Source organism: Modestobacter caceresii, assembly GCF_000761485.1.
Taxonomy (GTDB): Bacteria; Actinomycetota; Actinomycetes; order Mycobacteriales; family Geodermatophilaceae; genus Modestobacter; species Modestobacter caceresii.
Window position 1 is genome coordinate 32,229 of the sequence record NZ_JPMX01000058.1, and the last position, 14,232, is coordinate 46,460.

Consider the following 14,232-nt stretch of genomic DNA (forward strand, 5'->3'; position numbering starts at 1 on the left):
GAGCCGGTACCGGCCCGCGTCAGGCGGGCGTCAGGCCCCGGTCACCCGGTTCTCCGGGTCCACGCCCGCCGCCGGGTCGGCCCCCTCGGCCGGCTGCTCGGGGTGTGGCGTGCGCCCGGTGTCGTGCTGGTCGGCGCGGGCCTCGCCCTCGGCGGGCTCTTCGGGGTGCGGGGTGCGTCCGTTGCTCTCGGTCATGTCCGCCCCGTGCCCCCGTCCGGCGCGGCGCAACCATCAGCCGACCGGCGTCGCCGCGGGAGTCTGGGCCAGCAGCGCCCGGACCTCGTCGTCGTCCGGCAGCGCACCGCGTGCCCCCGGCCCGGTGGTCGACAGCGCCGCCGCCGTGACCGCGTAACGGACCGCGTCGGCCAGCGTCTCGCCCCGGTCCAGTGCGCTGCTCAGCGCACCGCAGAGGCAGTCTCCGGCGCCGGTGGTGTCGACCGGCCGGACCGGCGGTGGCCCCTGCACGAGCGCCGGGCCGTCCGCCGGCACCACCAGTGCCCCCCGCGCGCCGAGGGTGACCACCGCCGACCGCACACCCAGCCCGCGGGCCAGCTCGGCCAGCTCGGCGGGGGAGAGGTCGCCGGGCGGCGCGCCGGCCAGCCGGCGCAGCTCGTGCTCGTTGGGCACCAGCACGTCGACCCGGGCCAGCAGGTCGGCCGGCAGTGGCTGCGACGGCGCGGGGTTCAGCACGACGGTGCCCCGGGTGGCGGCGGCCGCGGCTCGGACCGTGTCCAGCGGGGTCTCCAGCTGGAGCAGCAGCACGCCTGCGCGGTGCACCGACTCCACGTCGACGTCCGCCGGGGTGAGCTCGGCGTTGGCGCCGGGCACCACCACGATCAGGTTCTCCCCGCCGTCCGCCTCCACCGGGATCGTCGCCGTCCCGGTGGGCACGCCCTCGGTGCGGTGCACCCGGCCCACGTTGACCCGCGCGTCGGCGAGTGCGGCGAGCTGCCGGCCGGCGGCCGGGTCGGTGCCGACCCGGCCGACCATGTGCACCCCGGTGCCCAGCCGGCCGGCCGCGGCGGCCTGGTTGGCGCCCTTGCCCCCGGGCAGGACGGCGACCGATGAGCCGATGACGGTCTCCCCGCGGCCGGGCAGCCGGTCGACGGTCACCACGACGTCCTCGTTGAGGCTCCCCACCACGGTCACGGACACGGCGCGCTCCCGGTGATCAGCACCCGGCCAGCCTAGGAGGGCCGCTCGGTCCGCCGCCGCAGCGGCAGCAGGTACCAGGTGGTCAGCCCGACGACGCCGATGGCCGCGCACACCGCGATCGCCGGCCATCGGCCGAGGACCACGTCCAGCACGAGCAGCACCGCACTGACGACGCCGACCAGGAGCAGGCCGAGGCCGATCATCAGCGACCGGTCGGCGAACTGGACGATCGCCGCCTTCTGCCGCCGCCGGAACAGCATCCGGTGGAAGGAGACCGGGGCGATGAGGACGACGGTGGCCAGGCCGGTGCTGGTCATGGTGACCGAGTAGACCGCCGTCCCGAAGACGCCCAGGTCGGCGAAGCGCGCCTGGAACGGCAGGGTCAGCAGGAAGGCGAAGAGGACCTGGACGGCGGTGATCGCCACCCGGATCTCCTGCAGCACCTCGTTGACGTTGCGGTCCAGCACCTGGTCGAGCGTCTCGCCACGAGCCAGTGCAGACCGCTGCGCGTCGAACAGTTTCTCCGCCACCTGCCTGCGGTACCGCAGCCGCAGCCGATCGACACCCGGGAGACGCGCATGCCCGAGCACCAGGCCGAGGACGCCGACAGCATCCGCCGTGAGTTCGGCGAGGCGGTGAACATGACCGCCGGCGAGCTGGAGGAGTGGCTGGCCACCGAGGAGTCGCAGTCGGTGGGGCAGAAGAGCAGCGGGTCGGCGGAGTCCACCGGCCACGAGTCGGGTCGGCGGATCGTGCAGCTGCTGCGCACGAAGAAGGCCGACCTCACCGACGACGACCTGGCACACATGCGCAAGGTGCACGGCTACGTGCAGCGGCACCTGGCGCAGGAGCCTGCCAAGGAGGACGTCGAGACGTCGAAGTGGCGGTGGTCGCTGATGAACTGGGGCCACGACCCGCTCAAGGGCAAGTAGCGTCCGCGGCGTGCAGCGCAACGACCCGGCGCAGTACGACCAGCTGGCCGACCAGTGGTGGGACCCGCGCGGGGGCTTCGCGATGCTCCAGTGGATCGCCGCCTCGCGGGCCGGTCACGTGCCACCGGCGTCGACACCCGGTGCGGTCCTGGTCGACCTGGCCTGCGGTGGTGGCCTGATGGCCCCGCACGTGCAGCGGCTGGGGTACCGGCACGTCGGGGTCGACATCGGCCTCGCCGGGCTGCAGGTCGCCCGCCGGCACGGGGTCGGGGTCGTGCGCGGGTCGGTGCTCGCCGTCCCGCTCGCCGACGGGTGTGCCGACGTCGTGACCGCCGGGGAGATCCTCGAGCACGTCGAGGACCCCGGGCAGGTGCTCGCCGAGAGCGCCCGGCTGCTCAAACCGGGGGGCCTGCTGGTCATCGACTCGATCGCGGCCACCCGGCTCGCCCCGCTGGTGGCCGTCCGGATCGCCGAGCGGATGCCCGGCGGGCCGCCGCCGGGCATCCACGACCCGGCGCTGTTCGTCGACCGGCGGGCGCTGCTGGCCACCGCGGACCGGCTGGGGCTGGACCTCCGGTTGGTCGGTCTGCGCCCGTCGGTGCGCGACCTGGTCGCCTGGCGGCGGGGACGACGGGACACCGTGCGGATGCGCACCATGCCCTGGACCGGGATCTTGTTCGCCGGCTCGGCGACCAAGCGTGCAGAGACCGGCGCCGAGCGGCGGACGCCGGGCTCCGCACGTACCGTCGGGTCATGAGCGTCTGCGGTCCCGCCACCCCCCACGCGCCGGGAACGGCCTGGTGAGCGCCGCCGTCATCACCGGATCGGGTCGGGCACTGCCGGCGAGGTACGAGCAGGGCGAGGTCTGGGACGGCTACTTCGCCGAGAAGTACGCCGGGCTGCGGGCCGCCGAGCGGGTGTTCCACGCCGCCGGCGTCCGGAGCCGGCACGCGGTGGTCAACCCCGTCGACGAGGACGTCTCGCAGTGGGGCACCGGAGCCCGCATGGAGCGTTACGTCACGGAGGGCCTGCCGCTGGGGAAGCAGGCCGTCGCCGCGGCGCTGGACGCCGCCGGGCTGGCTCCCGGGGACGTCGGGCAGTTCGCCGTCGCCACCTGCACCGGGTACGCCACCCCGGGGCTGGACATCCGGCTCTCCAGTGACCTGGGCATGCCGCTGGGGTTGCAGCGGCTGCTCGTCGGCCACATGGGCTGCTACGCGGCGCTGCCCGGGCTGGCTGCGGTCAGCGACTTCGTCACCGCACGTTCCCGGCCGGCCGTGCTGCTGTGCCTGGAGCTGACCAGCCTGCACGTGCAGCCGGCCGTCGCCGACCTGGAGCAGGTCGTCACCCACGCGCTGTTCAGCGACGCCGCGGCCGCGGTCGTCGTCGAACCCGCCGCGCGACGGGGCCGGCGGGTCGCCGGGATGGTGGCGCGCACCGACCACGCCACCGCCGACCACATGACCTGGGACGTCACCGACCTCGGTTTCCGGATGGGGCTGTCGCCCCGGGTGCCCGACGTGCTCGCCCGGCACGTCGGCGGCGTGGTCGAGGAGCTGCTCACCGAGGCCGGCCTGCGGGTCGAGGACGTCGCGGGCTGGGCCGTGCACCCGGGCGGGCCGCGGATCCTGGACGTCGTCCGGGACGAGCTCGGGCTCGCCGAGGAGCAGATGACCCCCTCGCGCCGCGTGCTCGCCGAGCACGGCAACTGCTCCTCGGCGACCGTGCTCCTGGTGCTCGACGAGCTCGGGGACGTCGACGGCCCGGTGGTCGCGATGGCCTTCGGCCCCGGCCTGACCCTCTACGCCACCCTGCTGCTCCCCGCCTGAGGCCCGGCCGGGCCGAGTCGACCGGAGGCTCAGGCCCGTCCTTCAGCTCAGGTGGGCCTGCTTGGGGGCCAGGCCGCGCAGTGCCTCGGCGGCCACCCGATCCCGGTCGGCGCCGCCGGCGGCGACCACGGCCGCGCCGACCAGGCCCTCGACCAGCGGGGCAGCGCTGAGCACCACCCGCGCCCGGACGTCGTCGTCCAGCAGCTCCAGCGCCGTCTCGGCCGACATGACTGCGCTGCCCAGGTCCATCAGCACCACCACGCCGTCGCCGGTGTCCGCGGTCGTGATCGCGGTGGAGACGGCGACGGCGTCGGTGCCCAGCCCGCCGTCATCGGTCCCGGCGGCCACCTCGATGGCCAGGGTCGAGTTCGGCAGCATCTGCCGGGCCAGCTCGACCGCGGCCTCGGCCAGCGGCCGGCTGTGCGAGACGACGACGATGCCCACGGCGGCCACGGTCAGCTCCCCGGCAGGGTCGTCGCGGCGGCCTCGACCAGCAGCACCGCCGACGCGGCCCCCGGGTCGACGTGGCCCGCGCTGCGCTCGCCCAGGTAGCTGGCCCGGCCCTTGCGGGCGACCAGCGGCGTGACCGAGTCCCGCCCCTTCGCGGCGGCGTCGGCGGCGGCTCGCAGCGCGGTGTCCAGCTCCTGCCCGGCCTCGACCGCCTCGGTGAGGGCGTCGGCGGCCGGCAGCAGCGCGTCGACCATCGTCTTGTCCTCCAGCTCGGCCTTGCCGCGGGCGACGACGCCCTCGACCCCGGCCCGGAACGCAGCGGCGAAGGCAGCCGGGGAGCCGTCGTCCAGGGCGCCGGACATCCGGAGGAAGAACGTCCCGTACAGCGGGCCGCTGGTGCCCCCGACCTTGCTGATCATGGTCATCGCGACCGTCTTCAGCAGCGCGGCGGCGTCGGCCGGCGGGGTGGCGTCGAGGGCGGCGACGGCCGCGGTCATCCCGCGGTGCATGTTCGTGCCGTGGTCGGCGTCGCCGATGGCCGAGTCGAGCTCGGTGAGCTCCTCGCGGTGCTCGGTGACGGCGCGGGCGTACTCGCGCACCCAGGCCCCGAGGGCGTCGGTGTCCAGCGCGGCCATGGTCAGACCCCCCACCGCAGCGCAGGGGTGCGCACCGGCGCGTCCCAGAGCCGGATCAGCTCGTCGTCGACCTTGAGCAGCGTCACCGAGCAACCGGCCATCTCCAGGCTGGTCATGTACGAGCCGACCAGCGAGCGGGCCACCGTCACGCCGGCCTTGGCCAGCACCGCCTGCACCTCGGCGTAGACCACGTAGAGCTCGAGCAGCGGCGTCCCGCCCATCCCGTTGACGAAGGCGAGCACCCCGTCGCCGCCGGTGAAGTCCAGGTCGGCCAGCACCGGCTCCAGCAGCATCTCGGCGACCTCCTGGGCCGGGGCCACCGGGACCCGGCGGCGGCCGGGCTCGCCGTGGATGCCCACGCCCAGCTCCATCTCCCCCGCGGGCAGGTCGAAGGTGGGCTTGCCGGCGGACGGCACGGTGCAGGAGGTCAGCGCCATGCCCATGCTGCGGCCCTGCCCGTTGACCCGGCGGGCCACCTCGGCGACCTCGGCCAGCGGGCGGCCCTCCTCGGCGGCGGCGCCGGCCAGCTTCTCCACCAGCACGGTGACGCCCACGCCGCGCCGGCCGGCGGTGTACAGGCTGTCCTGGACGGCGACGTCGTCGTCGGTGACGACGGCGACCACCTCGGTGCCGGACTCCGCGGCCACCAGCTCGGCGGCCATCTCGAAGTTCATGACGTCGCCGGTGTAGTTCTTCACGATGTGCAGCACGCCGGCACCCGCGTCGACGCCCTGGGTCGCGGCGACCATCTGGTCCGGGACGGGGGAGGTGAACACCTCGCCGGCGCAGGCGGCGTCGAGCATGCCGAGCCCGACGAACCCGCCGTGCAGCGGCTCGTGGCCGGAGCCGCCTCCGGAGACGAGCCCGACCTTCCCCGCCACCGGGGCGTCTCCGCGGAAGACGACCCGGTGCTCGGCGTCGATCCGCAGCTCCGGGTGGGCGGCGGCCATGCCGCGCAGGGCGTCGTCGACGACGTCGGCCGGGTCGTTGATGAGCTTCTTCATCGCAGGCTCCTGATCGAGAGGGGGCGAGCGAACCGTAGGAGTGGTGCTGCTCTCAGGGCAAACCCCTCCCGGTCCGCATGGTCGCACCGGCCAGGTGGGGACTGTGCACCAATTCGTGATCTGGAGCACACTCGGGCTCACATGCTCTCCGCTGCATGCACGACGAGGAGTCGGGCGCGGGAGGGCGGCACGACCCAGGACCCGCTTCACCCCCCCCCAGGACAGAGGAGCTCCCAGATGGCTGGCAACAGAGGCGTTGCGTACATCGAGCCCGGCAAGGTCGAGGTGCACGAGACCGACTACCCGAAGCTGGAACTGCAGGACGGTCCGGGGGTGAACCCGGCCAACGTGGGGCGCAAGCTGAACCACGGGGTGATCCTCAAGGTGGTCACCACCAACATCTGCGGCAGCGACCAGCACATGGTCCGCGGCCGGACGACGGCGCCGCCGAACCTGGTGCTCGGCCACGAGATCCTCGGCGAGGTCGTGGAGAAGGGGTCCGACGTCGAGTTCATCGAGGTCGGCGACCTCTGCTCGGTGCCGTTCAACATCGCCTGCGGGCGCTGTCGGAACTGCAAGGAGGGCAAGACCGGGATCTGTCTGAACGTCAACCCGGCACGTCCCGGTGCGGCCTACGGGTACGTGGACATGGGCGGTTGGGTCGGCGGGCAGGCCGAGTACGTGACGGTGCCCTACGCCGACTGGAACCTGCTGAAGTTCCCGGACAAGGACCAGGCCATGGAGAAGATCCTGGACCTGACCATGCTCTCGGACATCTTCCCGACCGGCTTCCACGGGGCGGTCACCGCCGGGGTGAAGCCCGGCTCGACCGTCTACATCGCCGGAGCCGGCCCGGTGGGGCTCGCGGCGGCCGTCGGCGCCCAGCTGCTGGGCGCGTCGGTGGTGATCGTCGCCGACCTCGTCGAGCAGCGGCTGGCCCAGGCGCGCAGCTTCGGATGCGAGACCGTCGACGTGTCCAAGGGCTCGCCGCAGGACCAGATCGAGCAGATCCTGGGCGAGCCACAGGTGGACGCCGCCGTCGACGCGGTGGGCTTCGAGGCCCGTGGCCACGGCGAGGGAGCGGGCAAGGAGGCGCCGGCGACGGTGCTGAACTCGCTGATGGAGGTCACTGCGGCCGGCGGCGCGATCGGCATCCCGGGGCTCTACGTCACCGGCGACCCCGGTGGCATCGACGAGGCCGCCAAGGTCGGCTCGCTGTCGCTGAGCCTGGGCACCGGCTGGGCGAAGTCGCTCTCCTTCACCACCGGTCAGTGCCCGGTGATGCGCTACAACCTCGGGCTGATGAAGGCGATCCTCCACGACAAGGTGCAGATCGCGAAGGCGGTCAACGCCACGACCATCTCCCTGGACGAGGCGCCGCAGGGGTACCAGGACTTCGACTCCGGTGCCGCCAAGAAGTACGTGATCGACCCGCACGGGATGGTCGGCAAGCGAGCCGCCTGACGGAGGGCCCTGCTGTCCCCCGCCGCGAGCACCCTCGCGGCGGGGGACGGTCGTGCGGCAGGGGCGTGCTCAGACGCAGTCGGATGCGGCCAGGGTCGACTCGACGTCCTCGAGGACGACCTCGGCGCCGAGCAGACCGATGCCGAGCATCCACTCGTCATCCTCGACCTCGAAGGCACAGTCGGGCACGGCCTCGAGGAAGTCCCAGACGGAGGTGACCACGCCCTTGGTGGTCGCAGCCGGGTCGCCGTAGGTGGTCGAGAAGACGACGTCGGCGTCGGCCTGGTCGATCTGCTCGGCGCTGACGTAGGCCATGGAGTACTCGTCGTACTCGAGCTCCGGCAGGGTGAACCCGACGTCGGTCAGCAGGCTGCCGGAGAACGTGTCGGGCCCGTAGACCCGTGTCTCCTCGGGCAGGAAGCGCACGATCGAGGCGGTCGCCCCCTCGGCGCCGACGGCCTCACCCACCTCGTCGACCCGCGCGTCGTACTCCGCCAGCGCGTCCGTGCCCTCCTCGGCCCGGTTCAGGGCGTCGGCGGTCGTGGTGAACATCGACCGCCAGCCGTCCTGGTAGTCGGTGAAGACGGTGGGGGCGATCTGGCTGAGCTGGTCGTAGATGTCCTCGTGGCGGACGCTCGAGGACAGGATCAGGTCGGGTTCCAGTGCCGCGATCGTCTCGAGGTCCGGTTCCTCGATCGTCCCGACGGTGTCGATGCCCTCGGTCCGGTCGCCCAGGTACTCGGGGAAGCCCGTGTCGGTGTCGGACTGCACCGAGCCGACCGGGGTGATGTCCAGGGCCAGTGCGGTGTCCAGGTGCGGGGTGTCGAGGATGACGACCCGCTGTGGGTCGACCGGCACCTCCGTGGTCCCCAGGACGTGTGTGACCGACCGGGTCGCCGGACCCTCACTCTCCTGACCGGGCGTCGCCGACGGGTCTCCGGCGTCGGAGCCGCAGGCGCTGAGGGCCATCGCCGCGACGATGGCGGTGGTGAGTGATCGCAGGCGCACGGGGCGCACTTCCTTTCGGCAGGCGGCGGCACTGGCCGCAGCATGTGTCGAGCGAGCCTCGGCCGAAGGGCGCGAGCCTGTGAGTTGTATTAGGTGAGCCTCGCCTAAGTCAAGTCGGGAGGAGGACCCCAGGCGCCGCGGGGACGGAGGCGGGCGGGTCTCGGACGCCGACGCACGCCGGTCCCCCGACGCACGCCGGTCCCCCGACGCACGCCGGTCCCTCGACGAGGCGCACCGGCGCCGAGCGGCTGGCGCCGGGTGTCCGCGGCCGGCGCAGGAGGCCGCGCCCGGTCAGGTGAGCGGTTGTCGACCTGAGCGAGCGTCGCGTGGCCCCGGTGCACGAGGGGAGCGGCGGAAGGGGCGCTGTGGCCCTGCGCTGCGTCTCGGCGTCGGCCGAGGGGCCCAGAATGCCTGGCGTGCCACTCGGGGAGCGCGTGTACGCGGAGCGGGTGACGAGAATCGAACTCGCACTGTCAGCTTGGGAAGCTGATGTTCTACCATTGAACTACACCCGCGACAGGTCAGTGACCTGTCGGAGAGCTTAGCAAGGCAGTCGCCCCCGACCGGAACCCGGTCGGGGGCGACTGTGTCTCAGCGGCTCAGAGCAGGACGCCTCGGCAGCTGGTGCTGCAGTCCAGCGACCAGAACGAGCTGCCCAGCCGCCCGAAGGCCGCCGAGCGCACCAGCCGCTCGCCGTTCGGCCCGACCGCGGTGACCAGGGACGAGCCGCCGCCCGTGCCCGGCGTGCTGCCGGAGTCCGGCGTCGACCCGTCGTCCGTGCCCGGCGTGGTGCCGCCGCCGGCCGGGTCCTCGACGTAGGTGAGGCCGTCGGCCAGCACCGAGGACTCGGTGCCGGACGGACCGAAGACGAAGACGTCGTACACCCCGGCCACCAGCTCCGGTGCGGTGAAGACGACCGACGTGCTGTCGGAGCTGACGACGGTGGCCTCCCGGGTGTCCCCGATCCGCACCCGTGCGCCGTCGGGGACGTTGGTCCCGGTGACCGTGACCCGCGTCCCGCCGGCGGTGCTGACGACCGCCGGGGAGATGCTGGTCAGGCCGAACGGCCCGACCTCCGGGTAGGTGACGACGGACGGCGGCGGGGTGCTGTCGCCCGGCGCAGGCTCCGTGGTCCCCGGGTCCGTCCCAGGGCCGGTGGTCCCTGGGTCGGTCGTCCCAGGGTCACTGGTGCCCGGGTCGGTCGTCCCGGGGCCGGTGGTGCCGGGGTCCGTCGTGCCCGGATCGCTCGTGCCGGGGTCCGAGTTGCCGGGGTCCGTGGTGCCGGGGTCCGTGGTGCCGGGGTCGGTGGTGCCCGGGTCGGTCGTCCCGGGGTCGGTGGTGCCGGGGTCCGTCGTGCCCGGATCGCTCGTGCCGGGGTCGGTGGTGCCCGGGTCGGTGGTGCCGGGAGTGCTCCCGCCTGTGCCGGGGTCCGTGGTGCCGGGGTCCGTCGTACCGGGCTCGCTGGTGTCCGGGTCGGTGGTGCCCGGGTCGGTGGTGCCGGGGTCGGTGGTGCCCGGGTCGGTCCCCGGCGTCGTCCCGCCGTCCGGTGCGGGAGCCGAGGTGTCGCCGACCAGCAGCGGCGCGGCGAACGTGCCGCCGAACGGCTGACCGTCCACGAGCAGCTGTGCGCTCAGCGCGTAACGGCCGGGGGCGAGGTCGGCCGACGGGGCGAGCTCCAGGCCCTCCACGGTGGTCAGCGTGCCCAGCGGGACGGTGACCTGGCCGGCGTCGTCGGTGGTCAGCGTCGTCCCGGCGACCGTGACCGGCTCACCGGACAGCGCCCAGACCTCGCCGCCGTGCTCCATGCCCAGGCCGAGCACGATCTCGTAGGTCCCGGCCAGTTCCGGGCCGGTCGCCCGGACCCGCGGCGTCGCCGGGCCCGTCGGGGCCGTCATCGAGGTGAACTGGTAGCCGACGGAGGCTGCACCGGGGTCCAGTCGGCTGACGTTCAGCCGGCCGCCGGTGACCGACTTCCCGGTGAAGGCGGCGATCGGGTCGACGTCGGCCAGCAGCGCCGCCCGCAGTTCGGCGATGGTCGCGGTCGGCATGGTGGCCCGGTGGAGCGCCAGTGCGGCGGCCACCTGGGGCGCGGCGATCGACGTCCCGCTGACCAGCTGGTAGTCGCCGTTGTTGGAGGTGGTGACCACGAGCTCGCCGGGGGCGAAGAGGTCGACGGAGGTGGCGCCGTAGGCCGAGGAGGCGGCGACGGTGTCGGCGGCGGTCGAGTTGCCGACCGTGACGACGTTCGGCTCGGTCAGGCTGGCCGGGTAGACCAGCGAGGTGTCCCGGTCGGCGGCGTCGTTGCCGGCCGCGGCGACGACCAGCACGCCCTTGGCCTCGGCGTAGGCGACGGCGGCGCGCAGGTTGTCCAGCGCCGACCCGGTCACCGGTCCGCCCCAGGAGGCGTTGACGACGGTGGCGCCGTGGTCGGCGGCGTACCGGATCGCCTGGGCGCCGAGGTTGACGTCGACGCCCTCGCCGGAGCCGATCACCAGCGGCATCAGGGTCACGTCGGGGGCGACGCCGGCCGAACCGGCCCCGTTGTCCTTGCGGGCGCCGATGACGCCGGCGACCGACGTGCCGTGCCCGCCGCCGGCGCCGTTGTCGACGTCGGGGCTGTTGGTCGTGAAGTTCCAGCCGTGACAGTCGCCGGCCAGGCCGTTGCCGTCGACGTCGACCGAGCCGCAGGACTCGGCCGGGTTGGTCCACAGCGAGCCGACCAGGTCGGGGTGGTCGGAGTCGAAGCCGGTGTCGACGACGGCGACGATGAGCCCGGCGCCGGTGGAGGCGTCCCAGCCGACCGAGCCGTCGATGTCGGCGTCGGCCACCACCGGGGACTGGCCGTAGGCGTTGGACCCGGTGTTCTCCAGGTGCCAGGCGTACGGCGCGTAGTACGGGTCCGAGGCGGTGCCGAACACCGGCACCGAGGGGGAGAGCTCCACCGCGGCGACGCCGGGCAGGGTGCGCAGCTGGGGGAGGGTGGGGCCGTCGACGGCGACCAGGGCGGTGCCGTCGAAGAGCCGCTGCGCGGAGTCGACGCCGTCCTGCTGGTCCAGTCCGGCCAGGAACTCCGGCGTCGCGTCCCCCGCTGCTGCGGTGACCACGTAGCGGGTCAGCCCGTCCCCGGGGCCGAAGCCCTCGGCCACGGGGAGCGCCGGCGGGCCGACCAGCGCGTCCACCGCTGCGGCACCGCCGAAGCCGGTCAGCGCAGCGGCGACGACGGCGACCACGCGCACGCCCCGGCCGTGCGCGGGCAGCCGACTGCCCTGGTGGCCCACGAGATCCATCCGGTCCTCCTCCGAGGTGCACCCCGTGCCGTCACGGCGGTGCTCGAAGGAGGGGCATCGGCCCGGCGGGTCCCCCGCTGGAGCGCCCCCGTCGCCGCTCCCCCCATCGGGGGACCCCGGACCTCAGCCCCGCATCTCGCCCAGGAAGCCGGTCATCTGCGACCGCAGCTTCTCCGCCATCTGGGACAGCCCGGTGGTGTCGCTGCCGGCCGGTCCCAGTGACGCGGAACCGTCGACCGCTGCGGCGATCCCGTCGACCAGCCCGTTCATCTCCGTCACGGTGTTCCCGACGTTGCTCATCACGGTCGCGACGTCGTCGCACGCCGCGCGCACCGACTCCACCTGGGTGGTCACCCGCTCGGTGGCCCGGGCGGTCTGGTCGGCGAGGTCCTTGACCTCGGAGGCGACGACGGCGAAGCCCTTGCCCGCCTCGCCGGCGCGAGCCGCCTCGATGGTGGCGTTCAGCGCGAGCAGCCGGGTCTGGTCGGCCACCGTGTCGATGAGCGCGATGACCTGCTGGATCTCGGTCGAGGAGCGGCCCAGCGAGGTGATCGAGTCGCGGGCGCGCTCCACCTCGGTGCTCGCGGCGGTGGCTGCCCCGGTGAGCCCGGCGGCGGAGGCGCTGAGCTCGGTGGCCGCGGTCGCCACGCCCTCGCTCATCGCCAGCACCACGGACTCGAACTCGTCGGCCAGCCGCAGCCGGGAGTCCCGGGCCTCCACCACTCGATCGGCACTGCACCGCATCGCGTCCCGGGCGGCGTTGATGTCCGACGCGCTCTGCCGGTAGGCGCCGGGCAGGCCGGTGAGCAGCACCTGCCGGTGGAAACGGCCCTCGGCCGCCGAGGTCAGCGCGGCGCTGGACTCCCGGATGAAGGCATCGGAGACGTCGAGCGCGCGGTTGACGCTGTGCTGCAGCGCGACCAGCTCGGGGACGCCGTCGGACCCGGGGACCGGGCGGCTGCGCGCCTCGAGGTCGCCCCGGGCTGCGGCATCGCAGGCCTCGGTCAGCTGCTGGACGAAGGCCCGGTAGACGGCCAGCTGGGCCGCGCCGGTGGAGGAGGGACGCCGTGGCACCTCAGTCGCCCTTCTCGCTGATGATCGACCAGATGAAGTCCTCGTAGCTGGGTGCCCGTTCCGCGATCAGCCGGCGGAGCAGCTCGCTGGACGCCGCCACCGCGGCCCGTGCCGTGGGGTGCCGCCGCTCCTCGGTGAGCAGTTGGTCGTAGAGCGGCTTGACCGCGGCGATCCCGGCGCGGGAGGGCCGGCGCCGGTTGGAGTGGTAGCCCACCACGGAGCCGTCCGGCCCGTAGGAGGGCGTGACGTGTGCGAGCACCCAGTAGTGGGCGCCGTCGGCGGCCAGGTTGTCGATGTAGGCGAACAGCTCGTGCCGCTGGGCCAGGGTCTCCCAGAGGAGGGCGAACACCGCACGGGGCATGTCCGGGTGCCGGATCAGGTTGTGCGGCTGGCCGATGACCTCGTCGAGGGAGTAGGCGCCGACCCGCAGGAACACGTCGTTGGCATAGGTGATCACCCCACGGGCATCGGTCTTGGAGACGATGAGCTCGTCGGGGGAGAAGGTGCGTTCGACCCCGGTCGGGCGCACGGCGCGCCGTTCGGCGCGAGGTGCACCGGGTGTCGTCATCGTCAGGACCACGGGCCCCTGCTTTCCGTCCACTGCCGTTCCGGCACTCTGTCGTGTCTCGCGTACATCGGCAGCTGTGCGCCGCTGTCGACCCGGGGCGGCCGGAACGGGACGAAGGTCCCGAGCACCGCTGTCCCTAGACTCCGCGCCATGCTGCTGTCCGACCGCGACATCCGAGCGGCCCTGGCGACCGGCCGGCTCGGGATCGAGCCCTACGAGCCGGCGATGGTGCAGCCCTCGAGCATCGACGTCCGGCTCGACCGGTTCTTCCGGGTCTTCAACAACGCCCGGTACACCCACATCGACCCGGCCGAGCAGCAGGACGACCTGACCACCCTGGTCGAGCCCACCGGTGACGATGCCTTCGTGCTGCACCCGGGTGAGTTCGTGCTCGGGTCGACGCTGGAGGTCGTCCGCATCCCCGACGACCTCGCCGCCCGGCTGGAGGGGAAGTCCTCCCTGGGGCGGCTCGGGCTGCTCACCCACTCGACGGCGGGGTTCGTCGACCCGGGGTTCAACGGGCACATCACGCTGGAGCTGTCCAACGTGGCGAACCTGCCGATCACGCTGTGGCCGGGTATGAAGATCGGCCAGCTGTGCCTGTTCCAGCTGAGCTCGGCCGCCGAGCACCCCTACGGCTCGGCGGTCTACGGCTCGCGCTACCAGGACCAGCGCGGGCCGACGCCGTCCCGGTCGTTCCGCAACTTCAACCGGGCCGAGACCCGCCGCGCCGACCCGGCCTGACGGTCCCGCGGTGGCGGGTGACCGCCCACTCGGTGAACGGTCGGGCGTGGCTGGATGACGGACCGCCTTCCGGGGTAGGCCT

General features: G+C 73.7%; 15 protein-coding genes and 1 tRNA gene. 5 read left to right on the forward strand and 11 right to left on the reverse strand.

The window, feature by feature from the left end; genetic code table 11:
- Window positions 1-30: 30 nt before the first annotated feature.
- Genes IN07_RS25275 through IN07_RS12970 form a run of 3 tightly spaced genes read right to left on the reverse strand, consistent with a single transcriptional unit; the run spans window position 31 to window position 1,685 of the window.
- Window positions 31-195 carry a hypothetical protein gene (locus IN07_RS25275; protein WP_156119175.1) on the reverse strand — a complete coding sequence of 55 codons (165 nt, stop codon included), beginning with the start codon at window positions 193-195 and terminating at the stop codon, window positions 31-33.
- Between the two features lie 36 nt (window positions 196-231).
- Window positions 232-1,155 (reverse strand): ribokinase, encoded by a 924-nt coding sequence (locus tag IN07_RS12965; RefSeq protein WP_036336325.1) that lies wholly within the window; start codon window positions 1,153-1,155, stop codon window positions 232-234.
- Window positions 1,156-1,187: 32 nt separating this feature from the next.
- Window positions 1,188-1,685, reverse strand: coding sequence for a DUF6328 family protein (locus tag IN07_RS12970; RefSeq protein WP_052091225.1), 498 nt, complete (start codon window positions 1,683-1,685; stop codon window positions 1,188-1,190).
- A 48-nt stretch (window positions 1,686-1,733) separates the two neighbouring features.
- Here IN07_RS12970 and IN07_RS12975 point away from each other — a divergent pair, with 48 nt between their 5' ends.
- Genes IN07_RS12975 through IN07_RS12985 form a run of 3 tightly spaced genes read left to right on the forward strand, consistent with a single transcriptional unit; the run spans window position 1,734 to window position 3,916 of the window.
- Window positions 1,734-2,087, forward strand: coding sequence for a DUF3140 domain-containing protein (locus IN07_RS12975; protein ID WP_036336326.1), 354 nt, complete (start codon window positions 1,734-1,736; stop codon window positions 2,085-2,087).
- Window positions 2,088-2,097: 10 nt separating this feature from the next.
- Window positions 2,098-2,844: a class I SAM-dependent methyltransferase gene (locus tag IN07_RS12980; RefSeq protein ID WP_052091226.1), complete on the forward strand. Its 747-nt coding sequence runs from the start codon at window positions 2,098-2,100 to the stop codon at window positions 2,842-2,844.
- Window positions 2,845-2,887: 43 nt separating this feature from the next.
- Window positions 2,888-3,916: a type III polyketide synthase gene (locus IN07_RS12985; protein WP_081975383.1), complete on the forward strand. Its 1,029-nt coding sequence runs from the start codon at window positions 2,888-2,890 to the stop codon at window positions 3,914-3,916.
- Between the two features lie 42 nt (window positions 3,917-3,958).
- Here IN07_RS12985 and dhaM read toward each other — a convergent pair whose 3' ends face one another.
- The 3 genes from dhaM to dhaK are packed head-to-tail and all read right to left on the reverse strand — an operon-like array spanning window position 3,959 to window position 6,005.
- On the reverse strand, window positions 3,959-4,369 hold the full coding sequence (dhaM, locus tag IN07_RS12990; protein ID WP_081975384.1) for a dihydroxyacetone kinase phosphoryl donor subunit DhaM: 411 nt from the start codon (window positions 4,367-4,369) through the stop codon (window positions 3,959-3,961).
- A gap of 2 nt (window positions 4,370-4,371) precedes the next feature.
- Window positions 4,372-5,001 (reverse strand): dihydroxyacetone kinase subunit DhaL, encoded by a 630-nt coding sequence (dhaL, locus tag IN07_RS12995; RefSeq protein ID WP_156119176.1) that lies wholly within the window; start codon window positions 4,999-5,001, stop codon window positions 4,372-4,374.
- Between the two features lie 2 nt (window positions 5,002-5,003).
- Window positions 5,004-6,005 (reverse strand): dihydroxyacetone kinase subunit DhaK, encoded by a 1,002-nt coding sequence (gene dhaK, locus IN07_RS13000; protein ID WP_036336328.1) that lies wholly within the window; start codon window positions 6,003-6,005, stop codon window positions 5,004-5,006.
- 237 nt (window positions 6,006-6,242) lie between these two features.
- On the opposite strand from dhaK, the gene fdhA reads away from it, so the two are divergent.
- Window positions 6,243-7,469: a formaldehyde dehydrogenase, glutathione-independent gene (fdhA, locus tag IN07_RS13005; RefSeq protein WP_036336329.1), complete on the forward strand. Its 1,227-nt coding sequence runs from the start codon at window positions 6,243-6,245 to the stop codon at window positions 7,467-7,469.
- Window positions 7,470-7,538: 69 nt separating this feature from the next.
- Here the strand turns inward: fdhA and IN07_RS13010 are convergent, their stop codons facing one another.
- The 5 genes from IN07_RS13010 to IN07_RS13030 form a co-directional block, all read right to left on the reverse strand.
- Complete coding sequence (locus tag IN07_RS13010; protein ID WP_052091227.1) at window positions 7,539-8,477, reverse strand: ABC transporter substrate-binding protein; 939 nt, start codon at window positions 8,475-8,477, stop codon at window positions 7,539-7,541.
- Window positions 8,478-8,921: 444 nt separating this feature from the next.
- Window positions 8,922-8,992, reverse strand: a tRNA-Gly gene (locus IN07_RS13015).
- A gap of 84 nt (window positions 8,993-9,076) precedes the next feature.
- Window positions 9,077-11,764 carry a S8 family serine peptidase gene (locus IN07_RS24025; RefSeq protein ID WP_052091228.1) on the reverse strand — a complete coding sequence of 896 codons (2,688 nt, stop codon included), beginning with the start codon at window positions 11,762-11,764 and terminating at the stop codon, window positions 9,077-9,079.
- A gap of 123 nt (window positions 11,765-11,887) precedes the next feature.
- Complete coding sequence (locus tag IN07_RS26705) at window positions 11,888-12,838, reverse strand: methyl-accepting chemotaxis protein (RefSeq protein ID WP_269429965.1); 951 nt, start codon at window positions 12,836-12,838, stop codon at window positions 11,888-11,890.
- A gap of 1 nt (window position 12,839) precedes the next feature.
- Window positions 12,840-13,418 (reverse strand): PAS domain-containing protein, encoded by a 579-nt coding sequence (locus IN07_RS13030; protein ID WP_197058472.1) that lies wholly within the window; start codon window positions 13,416-13,418, stop codon window positions 12,840-12,842.
- Window positions 13,419-13,556: 138 nt separating this feature from the next.
- On the opposite strand from IN07_RS13030, the gene dcd reads away from it, so the two are divergent.
- A complete protein-coding gene (dcd, locus tag IN07_RS13035) occupies window positions 13,557-14,150 on the forward strand; it encodes a dCTP deaminase (protein WP_036336332.1) in 594 nt (197 codons plus the stop codon).
- Window positions 14,151-14,232 lie beyond the last annotated feature (82 nt).

Coding starts and splice junctions, on each gene's coding strand:
- IN07_RS24025 (WP_052091228.1), bottom strand. CDS start 11,764: ATGGATCTCGTGGGCCACCAGGGCAGTCGGCTGCCCGCGCACGGCCGG.
- dhaL (WP_156119176.1), bottom strand. CDS start 5,001: ATGGCCGCGCTGGACACCGACGCCCTCGGGGCCTGGGTGCGCGAGTAC.
- fdhA (WP_036336329.1), top strand. CDS start 6,243: ATGGCTGGCAACAGAGGCGTTGCGTACATCGAGCCCGGCAAGGTCGAG.
- dhaK (WP_036336328.1), bottom strand. CDS start 6,005: ATGAAGAAGCTCATCAACGACCCGGCCGACGTCGTCGACGACGCCCTG.
- IN07_RS25275 (WP_156119175.1), bottom strand. CDS start 195: ATGACCGAGAGCAACGGACGCACCCCGCACCCCGAAGAGCCCGCCGAG.
- dcd (WP_036336332.1), top strand. CDS start 13,557: ATGCTGCTGTCCGACCGCGACATCCGAGCGGCCCTGGCGACCGGCCGG.
- IN07_RS12975 (WP_036336326.1), top strand. CDS start 1,734: ATGCCCGAGCACCAGGCCGAGGACGCCGACAGCATCCGCCGTGAGTTC.